The following is a 13902-nucleotide window of genomic DNA, read 5'->3' as shown; positions in this document are numbered from 1 at the left end:
CCCCCTCGTCCTCCCGGAGTCAGCCCTCGCTCCCGTGCCTGCGCAGCAGATACGTGTCCATGATCCAGCCCTTGCGTTCCCGAGCCGCCGCCCGCAACTCCTCGATACGCGGGGCGACTTCGCCGAGAGGGCCGGAGACCAGGATCTCGTCCGGGGTGCCGATGTACGCCCCCCAGTAGATGTCCATGTCCTCCCCGGCGTACCGCAGGAAGGTCTGGTGCGCGTCCAGCATCACCACGACGTCGTCCACCCCGTCGGGAAAACCCTCCGCAAGCCGCCGCCCGGTCGTGATCTGCACGGGCCGCCCCACCCGGTTCAGCCCCGTACGGTGCCGGGCGACCAGCGAGGAGACACTGCTGATCCCGGGTATCACGTCGTACGCGAACTCCACCGCCCCCCGCTCCAGCACCTCCTCCAGAATCGCGAGCGTGCTGTCGTAGAGCGCCGGATCGCCCCAGACGAGAAAGGCCCCCGTGCCGTCCGCGCCGACCTCCTGCCCGATGAGCCGCTCGTAGATCCCGGCCCGCGCGCTCCGCCAGTCCCCGACCGCCGGCGAATACCCCGCCCCGCCCGCCTTCCGGTCCCGCTCCGGGTCACGCTCCTCCACGACCCGGTACGACCCCGGCTCCAGATGCGCGTCCAGGATCTCCCGGCGCAGCCCCGTCAGATCACTCTTCGCCTCCCCCTTGTCCAGCAGGAAGAACACGTCGGTACCGCGCAGCGCGTTGACCGCCTGCAACGTCAGCTGGTCGGGGTCGCCGGCACCGATCCCGATGACATGAATCTTTCGCACGGGTCGAGTGTGCCGTACGAGTGCGTAAGGGGTCGGGCCGGGCCGAGCTGCGGCCCGGGGACGGATTCAGGCGTGGGACGGTCGCCGCGGAGCCGGTTGCCGAGTACGCGCAGGCTGCCAAGCCCGGACCGTACTCACGGCCTGAGCCTGGGCGCCTCCACCCCGGCGTCGACAACTCCACCCTCCTTCTCCACCCGCTCGGCCAGCGCTACGGCCCACTCGCCGACCCCGCCGAGATCGATCCCGTACGGCCGGGGCTCCCCGCTCTCCACCCCCCACTCCCGCACAGCCCCCGCACCGCGCCGCAGCAGCCGGGCACCGCCCTTCACGTTCCCCCGAGCCGCATGGGTGAGCCCCACCGCGACCTGTGCCAGCCCCCGCCACAGCCCCCGCTCACTCTCGGGCCCCGACTTCCAGGCGTCCTCGAACACCTCGTGTGCGTGGAACGGCTTCCCCGCGCCCAGCAGCGCCTGCGCCTCCACGACCGTCTCCTCCGGCGACCGCACGACCCCCTCGGGCTGCCGCTCCACCCCGTCCGCGCCGTACGGCAACGGCCGCCCCAGCCCGTCCCGGGGCCGCGCATTCCGGGCCCGCCCCTCCATGTCCCGGTCCCGCCCGTCGCCCACCGGCCTCGCGTCCGCGTCTCCCATACGACCGATTGTCCCCTCCCCACCCCCACCGGCTTCGGCCCAGCCCCCTCCGTGGGGTAAAGTGCTGTTCGCGCGATCACGCGGGTCACCGCGAGTAAGCGCATCGGGACGTGGCGCAGCTTGGTAGCGCACTTGACTGGGGGTCAAGGGGTCGCAGGTTCAAATCCTGTCGTCCCGACTTTACGAAGTCGCGGGTCAGGGGCCGTTTCAGAGGAAATCTGAAACGGCCCCTTGATCGTTCTTGGGGACCATTTGGGGACCGGCGCACTTGACTGCATTCAGCGCACTTTGACCCGGTCAAGGCGGGGAGCGTGTTGTCTGTCCCTGGGATGGTTCCCGTTCCTGGACCTCGACTTCGAGAGCGTGCAGGGCGGTCGGACCTTCATCGCTTCACGGTGCGTCGGAAGGCCGGCAGGTCAGGACGGCAGGTAGACCGACTTCCATTCCAGGTAGGCGCTGAGGCCCTCGGGGCCGAGTTCGCGGCCGAGTCCGCTGGCGCCCCGGCCGCCGAAGGGGGAGTGGAAGTCGAGGCCGTAGCAGTTGACGCCGATGGTGCCGGTGCGGACCCGGCGGGCGATGGCCGTGCCGCGCTCCTGGTCGGCGGTCCAGACGGTGCCGCCGAGGCCGAATTCGGAGTCGTTGGCGAGGGCGACCGCCTCGTCGTCGGAGGCGTACGGGGTGACGGTGAGGACGGGGCCGAAGATCTCCTCGCGGCCGATGGCCATCTCCGGGCGTACGTCGCCGAAGACCGTCGGTTCGACATACCAGCCGTGCTCGGTGTGGGCGGGGCGGCCGCCGCCCGCGGTGAGACGGGCCCCGTCGGAACGGGCGGAGGCGATGTAGCCCTCCACGCGCTCGCGCTGGCGGGCGGAGACGAGCGGGCCGACGGCGGTGGCCGGGTCGAGCGGATCGCCGACCGGGAGGTTGGAAGCGAGGGCGGAGACCGCTTCGAGGACCTCGTCGTAGCGGCCGGCCGGGGCCAGGATGCGGGTGCTGAGGTAGCAGGTCTGGCCGTTGTTGGCGAACGAGGCGCCCGCGAGGCCCGGAATCAGTGCCTCCAGGTCCGCGTCGTCCAGGACGATGGCCGCGGATTTGCCGCCCAGCTCCAGGGTGACCGGGCGCAGCAGCCGTCCGCAGACCTCCGCGATGGCGCGGCCGGCCGGCGTGGAGCCGGTGAAGGCGACCTTGTCGACGCCGGGGTGGGAGACGAGGGCCTCTCCCGCTTCGAGGCCGCCGGGCACGATGTTCAGCACACCGGGCGGCAGCCCCGCCTCGGTGGCTGCCTCGGCGAGGACGTAGGCGTCCAGGGAGGTTTCCAGTGCGGGCTTGAGGACGACCGTGCAGCCTGCGGCCAGGGCGGGGGCGATCTTCATCATCGCGAGGGCCTGCGGGTAGTTCCACGGCACGATCGCCGCCACCACACCGACCGGTTCGCGGCGTACGAGGGTGGTGGTGCCGGTGAAGGAGGGGCGCCGCTCCTCCCACTCCAGGGTGCGGGCGAGGCCCGCGTAGTAGCGCAGGATCGCGGCCGGGCTGTAGGCGTTGACCAGCGGGGACATGGCGATGGGCATGCCGTTCTGGCGGCTGACCAGGCGGCCCAATTCGTCGGCGCGGGCCTCGATGGCGGCCGCGAACCGCTCCATGGCGGCGGCGCGTTCGGCCGGGGTCGAGACGGCCCAGGCGGCACCCGGGGCGTCGAGGGCGCGGCGGGCCGCGGCCACCGCCAGGTCGACGTCCTTCGCGCCCGCCACGGGCACGCGGCCGATCTCCTCCTCGGTGGAGGGCGAGACGACGGTGTACGTGTCCGTGCTGAGCGGCTGCTGCCGGTCGCCGTCGATGTAGAGAGTGGTGTGCTCTGTGTACGTGTCCATGTCGGTGTCCCTGGGGTCGGTCGGGCGGTCGGCTCGGTGAGGCGGGAGGGGCCGGTCAGCGGGGTGCCATGCGGATGGCGCCGTCGAGCCGGATGACCTCGCCGTTGAGCATCGGGTTCTCGGCGATGTGCTGGACGAGGGCGGCGTACTCGGCGGGGCGGCCCAGGCGGCTGGGGTGCGGGACCTGCGCGCCGAGCGAGGCCTTCGCATCCTCGGGCAGGCCGGCGAGCATCGGCGTCTCGAACAGTCCCGGGGCGATGGTCATGACGCGGATGCGGCTGCTCGCCAGGTCCCGGGCGACGGGCAAGGTGAGGCCGACCACGCCGCCCTTGGAGGCGGAGTACGCGGCCTGCCCGATCTGTCCGTCGTACGCCGCCACGGAGGCGGTGTTGACGATGACACCGCGCTCCTCGCCGCCCGCGACCGGCTCCTGCGCGGCCATGCGTTCGGCGGCCAGCCGGATGACGTTGAAGGTGCCGACGAGGTTGATCTGGATGGTGCGGGTGAAGTCGGCCAGAGGGAAGGGGCCGTTCCTGCCGAGGGTGCGGGCGGCGGTGCCGATGCCGGCGCAGTTGACGACGATCCGTAGCTCGCCGAGCGCCGACGCCGCTTCGAGGGCGGCGGTGACGTCGGCTTCCGAGGTGACGTCGGTGGGCGCGAAGACGGCCCGGTCGCCCAGATCGGCGGCGACCGCCTTGCCGTCGGAGGAGGGGAGGTCGGCGAGCACCACCGACGCTCCGGCGGCGAGCAGCCGTCGGGCGGTGGCGAGTCCGAGGCCCGAGGCGCCACCGGTGATGAGTGCGACGCTGCCTGCGATGTCCATGGTCGGTGTTCTCCTGAACCGAGTTGGTGACGAGTGACGTGTCGTCAGAGACGTTCGATGATGGTGGCGTTGGCCATGCCGGCGCCCTCGCACATGGTCTGGAGGCCGTAGCGGCCGCCCGTCGCCTCCAGGTGGTTGACGAGTGTGGCGAGGAGTCGGGTACCGGATGCGCCGAGCGGGTGACCGAGGGCGATGGCGCCGCCGCGCGGATTCAGGCGCTCGGGGTCGGCGTCGAACTCCCGCTGCCACAACAGCGGTACCGGGGCGAACGCCTCGTTGACCTCGTACGCGTCGATGGCGTCGAGGGACAACCCGGACCGTTCGAGAACCTTGTGGGTGGCGGGGACGACCCCGTCGAGCATGAGCAGTGGGTCGGAGCCGGTGACCGCGAAGGAGTGGAAGCGGGCCCGCGGGCGCAGACCGAGGCGATCGGCCGTGGCCGCGCTCATGATGAGGGCGGCGGAGGCGCCGTCGGTGAGGGGGGAGGAGTTGCCGGGCGTGATACGCCAGTCGATCTCCGGGAAGCGCTCGGCGCCGGGCGCCCCGGTGAACGCGGGCCTGAGTGCGGCAAGGCTCGCGGTCGTGGTCGTCGCCCGCACGGTCTCGTCCGCCGTGTGACCGCCGACCGGGATGATCTCGTTTGCGAAGCCGCCCGATTCCGCGGTCGCCGAGGCGCGCTGGTGGGAGCGGGCCGCGAACGCGTCCAGCTCATCGCGCTCCAACTTCCAGCGCACGGCCAGCAGTTCGGCGGACAGGCCCTGCGGGATCAGCCCCTCGGGGTAGCGGCGGCGCAGCCCCTCGCCGGAGGTGTCGGCGCCGGCCGCGCTCGCGCCCAGCGGCACCCGGCTCATCGACTCCACTCCGCAGGCGATCACGATGTCGTACGCCCCCGCCAGCACCCCCTGTGCCGCGAAGTGACCCGCCTGCTGGCTGGAGCCGCACTGCCGGTCGACGGTCGTCGCCGGCACCGACTCGGGGAAACCGGTCGCCAGCAGCGCGCTGCGGGTGATGTTGAGGGCCTGTTCGCCGGACTGCGAGACGCAGCCGCCGATCACGTCGTCGACCAGGGCCGGGTCGAGGCCGTTGCGCTCGACGAGTGCGGTGAGCACCGTGGCCAGGAGGTCCACGGGGTGGTGGCCGGACAGCGCGCTGCCGGGCTTGCCCTTGCCGGACGCGGTGCGCACCACGTCGACGATGACGGCGTCGTTCATGCTGGGCATTCGGGTTCCTTCACTGCTCAAGTCGACTGGCCCACAGTGGATTTGGTGAGGCATGAGCCCGTGGGGCCGGGGCTCCTGAGGCCGGAGTCAGCGGCCGGTCCAGCGCGGTGCGCGCTTCTCGGCGAACGCGCGCGGGCCTTCCAATGCGTCGTCGCTCGCGCTGATCTCCTGCCAGACGCGTTCGTTCTCCGCCCAGGCCCGCGCCTCGTCGGCGTTCTCGCCGTAGGTCATGAGGTGCTTGACGGCGCGCAGGGCCAGGGGTGCGCCGGCCGCCACCTGCTCGGCCAGCTCCAGGGCGACATCGACCGACTTGCCCGCCGGGGCGACCCGGTTGACCAGACCCCAGCGGGGCGGCCGTGGCAGCATCGAGAGGGGCGCCGGTGAGTGCGATCTCCAGAGCGATGTTGCGCGGAACGCGCTGCTGGAGCCGCAGCACCCCACCGGCGGCCGGGAAGAGGCCGTGGCGCACCTCGGGCTGGCCGATCGTGGCGTTCTCGTCGGCGACGACGAGGTCGCAGGCGAGGACGACCTCGGCGCCGCCGCCGAGCGCCGGGCCATTGACGGCGGCGATCAGCGGCTTGTCGAGCGGATGGCGGACCAGACCCGCGAAGCCCCACTCGGGGTGCCGCGGATCCAGGACGGCCCGACCGGCCGCCGCCTCCTTGAGGTCCATGCCGGCACAGAAGGCACGCCCGGCGCCGGTCACCACCGCGACCCGCAGGTCCGGGTCGGCGGCGAACTCCTCCAGGGCCGCGCCGACGGCGGCGGAGACCTCGGCGTTCACCGCATTCAGGGCATCGGGTCGGTTGAAAGTGATCAGAGCGGTGGTGCCACGCCGTTCCAGCGTGGCCGGTGGTGTTCCGTCCGGCATGGGCTCGCCTCCTTGGCTCGCTGCGCACTGCTCACAGCCGCATCTAACGAACGTTAGGGAAGTTAGGTCGGCGGCGGTGATGCGTCAAGCGGTTGGGTGGTGTGGGATTACCTGTTTCGTCGGGCTTCACGCTTCACTCTTCACTCTTCGGGCGTCTGGTGGGTATGTCGGGTGGGCGCCCCGAAGGGTAAAAACGATCCCCGCGGCGTATTGACCCCACGCGGCCTCGCTCTTAGTTTCTAACGAGCGTTAAGTAGTCGCCTCTCCCAGAGCCGCGAGGACCGCATGGCGATCGATTTCACCCTTGAGCCCGAACTCGAGGAACTTCGCGAAAGAACCGCCGAGTTCATCCGGGCAACCGTGCTACCCGCCGAGGCGGAGATGCTGCGGGGGCCGGGCGCGCCCGACGACACCCTGCGCCGCACGCTCCAGCGGGCCGCTCGTGAGGCCGGGGTCTTCGCCCCGACCGTCCCGAAGGAGCTCGGGGGTCTCGGCCTCGATCTGCGCGGGCAGTCCGTGATCCTGCAGGAGGCCGGGTACAGCCTCCTCGGGCCGCTCGCCCTGCACTGCGCGGCGCCCGACGAGGGCAACGTGCTGCTGCTGGAGAAGGTCGCCGACGCCGCACAGCGCGACCGCTTCCTGAAGCCGCTCGCAGCCGGGGACGTGCGATCCTGCTTCGCGATGACCGAGCCGGCCCCCGGCGCCGGCTCGGACCCCTCACAGTTGACCACCGTCGCCCGCCGGACGGACGCCGGCTGGGTGCTGGACGGCCGCAAGTGGTTCATCACCGGCGCCGACGGAGCGGCCTTCGCCATCGTCATGGCGCGGACGAGCACGGGTACGCAGCCGGCCGCGACCATGTTCCTCGTACCGGCGGACACCCCCGGGTTCCGCGTCGTCCGGCACGTCCCGAGCCTCGACCAGGGATTCACCGGCGGGCACTGCGAGATCGAGCTGGAGGGCTGCGAGGTCGGTGACGACGCCGTCCTCGGCGAGGTCGGCAAGGGTTTCGCCTACGCGCAGGTGCGGCTGGCCCCGGCCCGGCTCACGCACTGCATGCGCTGGCTCGGCCTCGCCCGCCGGGCGCACGACCTCGCCCTCGGCTACGCGGCCGAGCGCACCGCCTTCGGCAGCCGGCTCGGTGAACTGGGGATGGTCCAGCAGCAGTTGGCGGACAACGAGATCGACCTCGCCGCCTCCCGCGCCTTGATCCGCGAGGCCGCGTGGACCCTTGACCAGGGGCGCTCCGGCAAGCACGAGTCGTCCGTGGCCAAGACCTTCACCGCCGAGGCCGTCGGCCGGATCGTCGACCGTGCGGTGCAGGTGTGTGGTGCGCTCGGCGTCTCCGGAGACCTTCCCCTTGCGGCGTACCTGCGCGAGGTGCGCCCCTTCCGCATCTACGACGGTCCGTCCGAGACCCACCGCTGGTCGATCGCCCGCCGGGCGCTGCGCACATTCGAAGGAGCCGGCCGATGAAGAGCACGATGATGGACCGAGACCTCCAGGTGAGCGACCTGCTCCGGCACGGACAGCGGGTGCACGCGAACAGCCGCGTGGTGCGCTGCTCGCAGGACGGCTCCGAACACGGGACCTTCGCCGAGACCGCCGAGACGGCCGAGTTGCTGGCCGCCGCCCTCACCCGGCTCGGCGTCGGTCGAGGCGACCGCGTCGCCACCCTGTCCTGGAACACCGCCGAGCACCTGGCCGCCTACTTCGCGATCCCCTCCATGGGCGCCGTCCTGCACACCCTGAACCTGCGCCTCCACCCCGACCAGCTCGGCTACATCATCGAGCACGCCGAGGACCGCGTCCTGTTGGTGGACTCCACCCTGCTCGGGCTGCTCGGCCTGGTCCGTGAGCGGCTCGGCACCGTCCGGCACATCGTGGTCATCGGCGACGTCAGCGGCGATGCTGGCGATGCCGGCGGTGGCAGCGAACTGCCGGAGCTGCCCGGCCACATCGCCGTCCACCGCTGGGAAGACCTGCTCTCCGCCGAGCGGCCCGGCTTCGCGTGGCCCACGGTCGACGAGCGCTCCGCCGCCGCCCTGTGCTACACCACGGGTACCACCGGCGACCCGAAGGGCGTTGCCTACAGCCACCGTTCGATCGTGCTGCACACGCTCGGCATCTCGGGCGGCGGCGGAGCGGCGATGGGTGACCGCGACCGCGTGCTGCCGATCGTGCCGATGTTCCACGCCAACGCCTGGGGCTGGCCGTACGCCGCCTGGCTGGCCGGTGCCGACCTCATCATGAACGGTCGTCACCTGCACATCCCGGACCTGGCCCGCATCATCAACGAGGAGCGGCCCACCGCCGTCGCGGCCGTCCCCACCCTCTGGAACGGCCTCCTGCGCCACGGCGAGGAACACCCCCTCGACCTCTCCTCCGTCCGGCTGGCCGGCTGCGGCGGCTCCAGCCCCGCGCGCGCCCTGGTCGCCGCGCTCAAGGAGCGCTACGGCGTCCAGCTGATCCAGGGCTGGGGCATGACCGAGACCAGCCCGCTCGCCAGCTGGTCGGCCCCGCCGCGCCAGGCGGCCGAGAACGGGGACGACGACGTCGACTGGCTGGTCAAGAGCGGCCGGGTGATGCCACTGGTCGACGTCCGCATCATGGGCATGGACGGTACCGAGCAGCCCTGGGACGGGGCTTCGGTCGGTGAACTCCAGCTGCGCGGGCCCTGGGTGACCGGCTCCTACCTGCACACCGAGAACACCCCCGACAAGTTCGACGACGGCTGGCTGCGCACCGGCGACCTCGGCATCATCGAGCCCGGCGGCTGGATCGTCGTACGCGACCGGCTCAAGGACGGCATCAAGAGCGGCGGCGAGTGGATCTCCACGGTCGAGCTGGAGAACGCCATCGCCGAGCATCCGGACGTGGTCGAGGCCACCGTCGTCGGCGTACCCGACCCGAAATGGGACGAGCGCCCGCTGGCCGTCGTCGCCCTGGCCGAAGGCGCCGCCGTCACCCCCGCCGATCTGCGGGAGTTCCTGGAGGGGCGGGTGGCTCGCTGGTGGATCCCGGAGCGCTGGACGTTCCTGGAGGCAGTTCCCAAGACCAGTGTCGGCAAGTACGACAAGCGCGCCGTGCGGCGGATGTTCCACGACGGCGAACTGCCCGTCGAGAGCGACGGGACGGCGGGCGCGTGAGCACTCCCCGACAGCGGCATGCGTCCCGAAAGCAGCCCGCGTGCGGCCCGCTGGCCGGTCTGCGCGTGCTCGAGATCGCCAGCATGGCCCCGGCACCCTTCGCCTGCACTCTGCTGGCTGACCTCGGCGCGGAAGTACTGCGTGTCGACCGCGCCTCGGACGTCGCCCCGGAGACGTACCGCTCCACCGACCCCCTGGCCCGCGGGCGGCGCTCGATCGCCGTCGACCTCAAGCACCCCGACGGCGCCGCCCTGGTCAGACGGCTCGCCGGTACCGCGGACGTACTGGTGGAGGGCTTCCGCCCCGGCGTCGCCGAGCGCCTGGGCATCGGCCCCGAGGACTGCCGCGCCGTCAACCCGCTCCTGGTGTACGGGCGGATGACCGGCTGGGGGCAGAACGGGCCGCTCGCCCCACGCGCAGGGCACGACATCACCTACGCCGCCGTCTCCGGAGCCCTCGGACTGATCGGCCCGCACGACCGGCCGCCGGTGCCCCCGGTGAACCTCGTCGGCGACTTCGGCGGGGGAGGAATGCTGCTGGCCGTAGGTATCCTCGCCGCGCTGTACGAACGGGAGCGCTCAGGCCGGGGCCAGGTCGTCGACGCCGCCATGGTCGACGGAGCCGCGCTGCTCACCACCGCGCTGCACGGCCTGCGCGCGGCCGGTCAGTGGCAGGGCGGCCGGGGCGAGAACCTCCTCGACGGCGGGGCGCCCTTCTACACGACGTACGAGACCGCTGACGGCGGGTACGTGGCGGTCGGCCCGCTGGAGGAGAAGTTCTACGCCCAGCTCCTGGCCGGCCTCGGCCTGGCGGAGGACCCAGACCTGCCCGCGCAGTACGACCGCGCGCGCTGGCCCGAGCTGCGGCAGCGGCTGGCCGCCGCGTTCAAGGGGCGCACGCGCGACGAATGGACCGCCGTCTTCGACGACACCGACGCCTGCGTGGCCCCCGTACTGAGTCCCTGGGAAGCCCACAACCACCAGCACAACGCGGCCCGTTCGGTCTTCACCGAGTCGGGCGGGATGCGCCAGCCGGCGCCGGCACCCCGTTTCGAACGCACCCCGGGGGAGATCCAGGGGCCGCCGCCGGTGCCGGGGCAGGACAGCCGTAGCGCCCTTGTGGACTGGGGAGTCGACGTGCACGAAGGCGACCGCCTGCTCGCCTCGGCAGCCGTCGTCCAGCACCCGTACACAGGCGAGAACACAGGCGCCAACACCCGTGAGAGCACAGGAGAGAAGCGATGAGACTGGGCCTGAGCATGGGCCACTGGGGCCGTGACGGCGGAGTCGAACCGCTGCGGCTGGCCCTGGAAGCGGAACGCCTCGGTTACGACGTGGTGTGGGCGGCGGAGGCGTACGGCTCGGACGCCGTCACCGTGCTGTCCTGGCTCGCCGCCCGGACGACGCGCATCGGACTGGGCTCGGCGGTGATGCAGATCCCGGCCCGCACCCCGGCGATGACCGGCATGACGGCCGCGACGCTGGACGCCCTCTCGGAGGGCCGTTTCCACCTGGGTCTCGGCGTCTCGGGCCCCCAGGTCTCCGCCGGCTGGCACGGCGTCGCGTTCTCCAAGCCGCTGGCCCGCACCCGCGAGTACATCGACGTCGTACGGGCCGTCGTACACCGCGAACGCGTCCGCCATGAGGGTGAGCACTACCCACTGCCCCTGCCGGGCCCCGACGGCAGTCCGGGCAAGCCGATCCAGCTGATCATCCACCCCGTCCGGGCGGAGATCCCCGTCTACCTGGCGGCTGTCGGGCCGCGCAACATCCGTCTCGCCGGCGAGATCGCCGACGGCTGGCTGGCCCTCTTCCACGCCCCGTCCCACGCGGACGGCAACCTCGCGCAGCTGCGCGAGGGGCGCGGCGAGCGCGGGCTCGACGGCTTCGATGTGGTCGCGAACGTGCCGGTGTCGGTCGGTGACGACCTCGGCGCCTGTGCCGACAGGGTGCGCGACTACGCGGCGCTGTACGTCGGCGGCATGGGCAGCCGGGAGAAGAACTTCTACAACGCCCAGGCATGCGCGCTCGGTTACGAGAAGGAGGCCCGGACCGTCCAGGACCTCTACCTATCCGGTGATCCCAAGGCGGCGGCCGCCGAGATGCCGTTCGGGTTCATCGACGAGACCAGCCTGCTCGGACCGGTGGACCGGATCGCCGACCGCCTCGCCGCCTTCGCCACGAGCGGTGTCACCACTCTGTCCGTCATCCCGTACGGCGACACCTACGAGGAGAAGGCGGCCACGCTCGCCACCGTCGCCGAAGCGCTCGACCGCGCGAACATCTGAGCATTCGAGGAGAGTCATCGTGCAGCGCACGCTCTACGACCAGGACCACGAGGACTTCCGGGACGTCGTACGGGAGTTCGTCGCCCGCGAGGTCGTCCCGCACCAGGAACGCTGGGAGGCCGAGCGCCTCATCGGCCGCGAGGCGTGGACCGCCGCCGGCAAGCAGGGCCTGCTGGGGCTCGCGGCCCCGGAGGAGTACGGCGGGGGCGGACAGGCGGACTTCCGCTATCGCACCGTGATGATGGAGGAGTTCGCCAGGATCGGCGCCGCCTCGCTGGAGTCGGCGATCAGCGTCCACGACGACATCGTGCTGCCGTACCTGCTCGACCTCGGCACCGAGGAGCAGAAGCGGCGCTGGGTACCGGGCATGTGCACGGGCGAGACCGTCTCCGCCATCGCGATGACCGAGCCCGGCGCGGGCAGCGACCTCCAGGGCATCCGCACCACCGCCGTACGCGACGGCGACCACTGGGTGCTCGACGGTGCCAAGACCTTCATCACCAACGGCATCCAGGCCGACCTCGTCATCGTCCTGGCCCGCACCGATCCGGCCGCCGGCGCGCGCGGCATGACCCTGTTCGTCGTCGAGCGTGGCATGCCCGGCTTCACCCGGGGTCGCAAGCTCGACAAGATCGGCCTGCACGCCCAGGACACCGCCGAGCTGTTCTTCGACTCCGTGCGCGTCCCGGCCGCCAACCTGCTCGGCACCGAGGGGCGCGGTTTCATGCACCTCATGGAGCGGCTGCCCCGCGAGCGCATGGCGATCGCGGTGTGGGCCCAGTGCGTCACCGAGACGGCGCTGGAACAGACCCTGGAGTACTGCACCGAGCGCACCGCCTTCGGCAAGCCGGTCGCCGACTTCCAGCACAGCCGGTTCCTGCTGGCGGAGTTGACCACCCAGTCCGACGTCACCCGCGTCTACATCGACCGCGCCATTGAGGCCCTCAACGACGGCACGCTGACGCCCATCGACGCGGCCAAGGCGAAGTGGTGGGCCACCGAACTCCAGACGAAGACCGTCGACCGCTGCCTCCAACTCCACGGCGGATACGGCTACATGACCGAGTTCCCCATCGCGCGCGCCTACCTCGACGCCCGCATCCAGACCATCTACGGCGGGACCACCGAGATCATGAAGGAGATCATCGGACGGTCCCTGGGGACCAGCGGAAAGGCGGCGGGATGAAGCGCGACCACTGGCTGAGGCACATCGAACGGCTCGACCCCGACCGGGACTTCGAGGAGATCCACCGCATCTCCGTCTTCCACGAGTTCCCCTGGGACACGGTCCAGGCACTCGGCTTCGCCCTCTACCGCACCTACGCCGTGCCCAGCATCGGCCGGCTCCTCGCCGAGACGGCGGAACTCACGGAACGCTCGCAGAAGCGGTACGACGACACCGTCCTCATCCTCGACGCCGTCGTCGAACACGGCTTCACCTCGGAGCAGGCCCGTGAGGCACTGCGCAGGATGAACCAGATGCACAAGCGCTACGACATCTCCAACGACGACTTCCGCTACGTGCTCGCCACCTTCGTCGTCGTCCCCAAACGCTGGATGGACAGCTACGGCTGGCGCCCTCACAGCCCGCACGAGGTACGCGCGATGACCAACTACTACCGGGCGCTCGGCCGGCACATGAACATCCAGGACATCCCGGAGACGTACGAGGAGTTCGAACGCCTCCTCGACGAATACGAGCGTGAGCACTTCGCGTACGACGAGGGCGCCGTCGCCGTCTCCGACGCCACCCTGGACCTGATCGCCTCCTGGTACCCGGGCCCGCTCGGGAAGGTCATGCGCACGGCGTCCGTCTGCCTCATGGACGACCCGCTGCTGAAGACCTTCGGCTACCGGACCCCGAACCCGCTGCTGCGGGCAGCCGTGCGTGGCGGCATGCGCCTGCGCGGCCGGGCGGTACGCCTGCTGCCACCGCGTCGCGAACCGTTCCCCGCCCGCCGCTCGCCCAACGTGCGCAGCTACAAGAACGGATACCGGCTCGCGGAACTCGGCACGTTCGCGCCAGGCACCTGCCCCGTACCGCACGAGGCCCGCGTGTCCGGCGCCGAGGAGAACACCCCGTGACCGTCTCGCGCCGCTCGGGGCGCGCACAGTGACCGGCATCCGGCGGGCGCCGTTGAGTCGTACATCTCCGTCGTACATCTCTGCAGTACAGGTCGGCGCGGACCCGCGGCGGTCCTGAGCGCGGTTCCAGGAACCCAAGGAAGGCACCGAAAG

The 13902-nt window shown here is 71.5% G+C and carries 12 protein-coding genes, 1 tRNA gene and 1 pseudogene; 7 read left to right on the top strand and 7 right to left on the bottom strand.

The window, feature by feature from the left end:
* Positions 1-19 precede the first annotated feature (19 nt).
* Positions 20-793: a precorrin-6A synthase (deacetylating) gene (cobF, locus tag AB0E91_RS01235; protein ID WP_361773314.1), complete on the bottom strand. Its 774-nt coding sequence runs from the start codon at positions 791-793 to the stop codon at positions 20-22.
* A gap of 134 nt (positions 794-927) precedes the next feature.
* Positions 928-1443 (bottom strand): DUF309 domain-containing protein, encoded by a 516-nt coding sequence (locus tag AB0E91_RS01230; RefSeq protein WP_361773311.1) that lies wholly within the window; start codon positions 1441-1443, stop codon positions 928-930.
* Positions 1444-1547: 104 nt separating this feature from the next.
* Here AB0E91_RS01230 and AB0E91_RS01225 point away from each other — a divergent pair.
* Positions 1548-1621: transfer RNA gene (locus AB0E91_RS01225), tRNA-Pro, on the top strand.
* 238 nt (positions 1622-1859) lie between these two features.
* Here the strand turns inward: AB0E91_RS01225 and AB0E91_RS01220 are convergent.
* The 5 genes and pseudogenes from AB0E91_RS01220 to AB0E91_RS01200 all read right to left on the bottom strand — a co-directional run.
* On the bottom strand, positions 1860-3314 hold the full coding sequence (locus AB0E91_RS01220) for an aldehyde dehydrogenase (RefSeq protein WP_361773308.1): 1455 nt from the start codon (positions 3312-3314) through the stop codon (positions 1860-1862).
* 55 nt (positions 3315-3369) lie between these two features.
* Positions 3370-4137 (bottom strand): 3-hydroxyacyl-CoA dehydrogenase, encoded by a 768-nt coding sequence (locus AB0E91_RS01215; RefSeq protein WP_361773305.1) that lies wholly within the window; start codon positions 4135-4137, stop codon positions 3370-3372.
* Positions 4138-4181: 44 nt separating this feature from the next.
* Positions 4182-5348 carry an acetyl-CoA C-acyltransferase gene (locus AB0E91_RS01210; protein ID WP_361775083.1) on the bottom strand — a complete coding sequence of 389 codons (1167 nt, stop codon included), beginning with the start codon at positions 5346-5348 and terminating at the stop codon, positions 4182-4184.
* Between the two features lie 96 nt (positions 5349-5444).
* The gene (locus tag AB0E91_RS01205) at positions 5445-5723 is read right to left on the bottom strand and encodes an enoyl-CoA hydratase-related protein (protein ID WP_361773302.1); all 279 of its coding nucleotides are present in this window, start codon (positions 5721-5723) and stop codon (positions 5445-5447) included.
* 34 nt (positions 5724-5757) lie between these two features.
* Positions 5758-6228, bottom strand: a pseudogene (locus tag AB0E91_RS01200) (enoyl-CoA hydratase-related protein); the annotation flags it as partial.
* Between the two features lie 285 nt (positions 6229-6513).
* On the opposite strand from AB0E91_RS01200, the gene AB0E91_RS01195 reads away from it, so the two are divergent.
* From AB0E91_RS01195 to AB0E91_RS01170, 6 genes are read left to right on the top strand one after another with little or no spacing between them, the layout of a single operon-like run.
* Positions 6514-7704 carry an acyl-CoA dehydrogenase family protein gene (locus tag AB0E91_RS01195; protein ID WP_361773299.1) on the top strand — a complete coding sequence of 397 codons (1191 nt, stop codon included), beginning with the start codon at positions 6514-6516 and terminating at the stop codon, positions 7702-7704.
* The gene (locus AB0E91_RS01190) at positions 7701-9377 is read left to right on the top strand and encodes a long-chain fatty acid--CoA ligase (RefSeq protein ID WP_361773296.1); all 1677 of its coding nucleotides are present in this window, start codon (positions 7701-7703) and stop codon (positions 9375-9377) included. Before AB0E91_RS01195 ends, AB0E91_RS01190 begins: the two co-directional genes overlap by 4 nt.
* Positions 9374-10621, top strand: coding sequence for a CaiB/BaiF CoA-transferase family protein (locus AB0E91_RS01185; RefSeq protein ID WP_361773293.1), 1248 nt, complete (start codon positions 9374-9376; stop codon positions 10619-10621). The genes AB0E91_RS01190 and AB0E91_RS01185 overlap by 4 nt, the downstream gene beginning before the upstream one ends.
* The gene (locus tag AB0E91_RS01180) at positions 10618-11664 is read left to right on the top strand and encodes an LLM class F420-dependent oxidoreductase (RefSeq protein WP_361773291.1); all 1047 of its coding nucleotides are present in this window, start codon (positions 10618-10620) and stop codon (positions 11662-11664) included. Before AB0E91_RS01185 ends, AB0E91_RS01180 begins: the two co-directional genes overlap by 4 nt.
* Before the next feature lie 19 nt (positions 11665-11683).
* Positions 11684-12850 carry an acyl-CoA dehydrogenase family protein gene (locus AB0E91_RS01175; protein WP_361773288.1) on the top strand — a complete coding sequence of 389 codons (1167 nt, stop codon included), beginning with the start codon at positions 11684-11686 and terminating at the stop codon, positions 12848-12850.
* The gene (locus AB0E91_RS01170) at positions 12847-13749 is read left to right on the top strand and encodes an oxygenase MpaB family protein (RefSeq protein ID WP_361773286.1); all 903 of its coding nucleotides are present in this window, start codon (positions 12847-12849) and stop codon (positions 13747-13749) included. The genes AB0E91_RS01175 and AB0E91_RS01170 overlap by 4 nt, the downstream gene beginning before the upstream one ends.
* The last annotated feature ends 153 nt before the right edge of the window (positions 13750-13902 follow it).

It is taken from the genome of Streptomyces sp. NPDC026659 (assembly GCF_040638245.1).
Classification (GTDB): Bacteria; Actinomycetota; Actinomycetes; order Streptomycetales; family Streptomycetaceae; genus Streptomyces.
The sequence above is the reverse complement of the archived record's forward strand: the minus strand, read 5'-3'. Positions and strand labels throughout refer to the sequence as shown.

Excerpts from the sequence above, each read along its gene's own strand:
- AB0E91_RS01230 (WP_361773311.1), bottom strand. The coding sequence starts at position 1,443 with ATGGGAGACGCGGACGCGAGGCCGGTGGGCGACGGGCGGGACCGGGAC.
- AB0E91_RS01220 (WP_361773308.1), bottom strand. The coding sequence starts at position 3,314 with ATGGACACGTACACAGAGCACACCACTCTCTACATCGACGGCGACCGG.
- AB0E91_RS01215 (WP_361773305.1), bottom strand. The coding sequence starts at position 4,137 with ATGGACATCGCAGGCAGCGTCGCACTCATCACCGGTGGCGCCTCGGGC.
- AB0E91_RS01210 (WP_361775083.1), bottom strand. The coding sequence starts at position 5,348 with ATGAACGACGCCGTCATCGTCGACGTGGTGCGCACCGCGTCCGGCAAG.
- AB0E91_RS01205 (WP_361773302.1), bottom strand. The coding sequence starts at position 5,723 with ATGCTGCCACGGCCGCCCCGCTGGGGTCTGGTCAACCGGGTCGCCCCG.
- AB0E91_RS01195 (WP_361773299.1), top strand. The coding sequence starts at position 6,514 with ATGGCGATCGATTTCACCCTTGAGCCCGAACTCGAGGAACTTCGCGAA.
- AB0E91_RS01190 (WP_361773296.1), top strand. The coding sequence starts at position 7,701 with ATGAAGAGCACGATGATGGACCGAGACCTCCAGGTGAGCGACCTGCTC.
- AB0E91_RS01180 (WP_361773291.1), top strand. The coding sequence starts at position 10,618 with ATGAGACTGGGCCTGAGCATGGGCCACTGGGGCCGTGACGGCGGAGTC.
- AB0E91_RS01170 (WP_361773286.1), top strand. The coding sequence starts at position 12,847 with ATGAAGCGCGACCACTGGCTGAGGCACATCGAACGGCTCGACCCCGAC.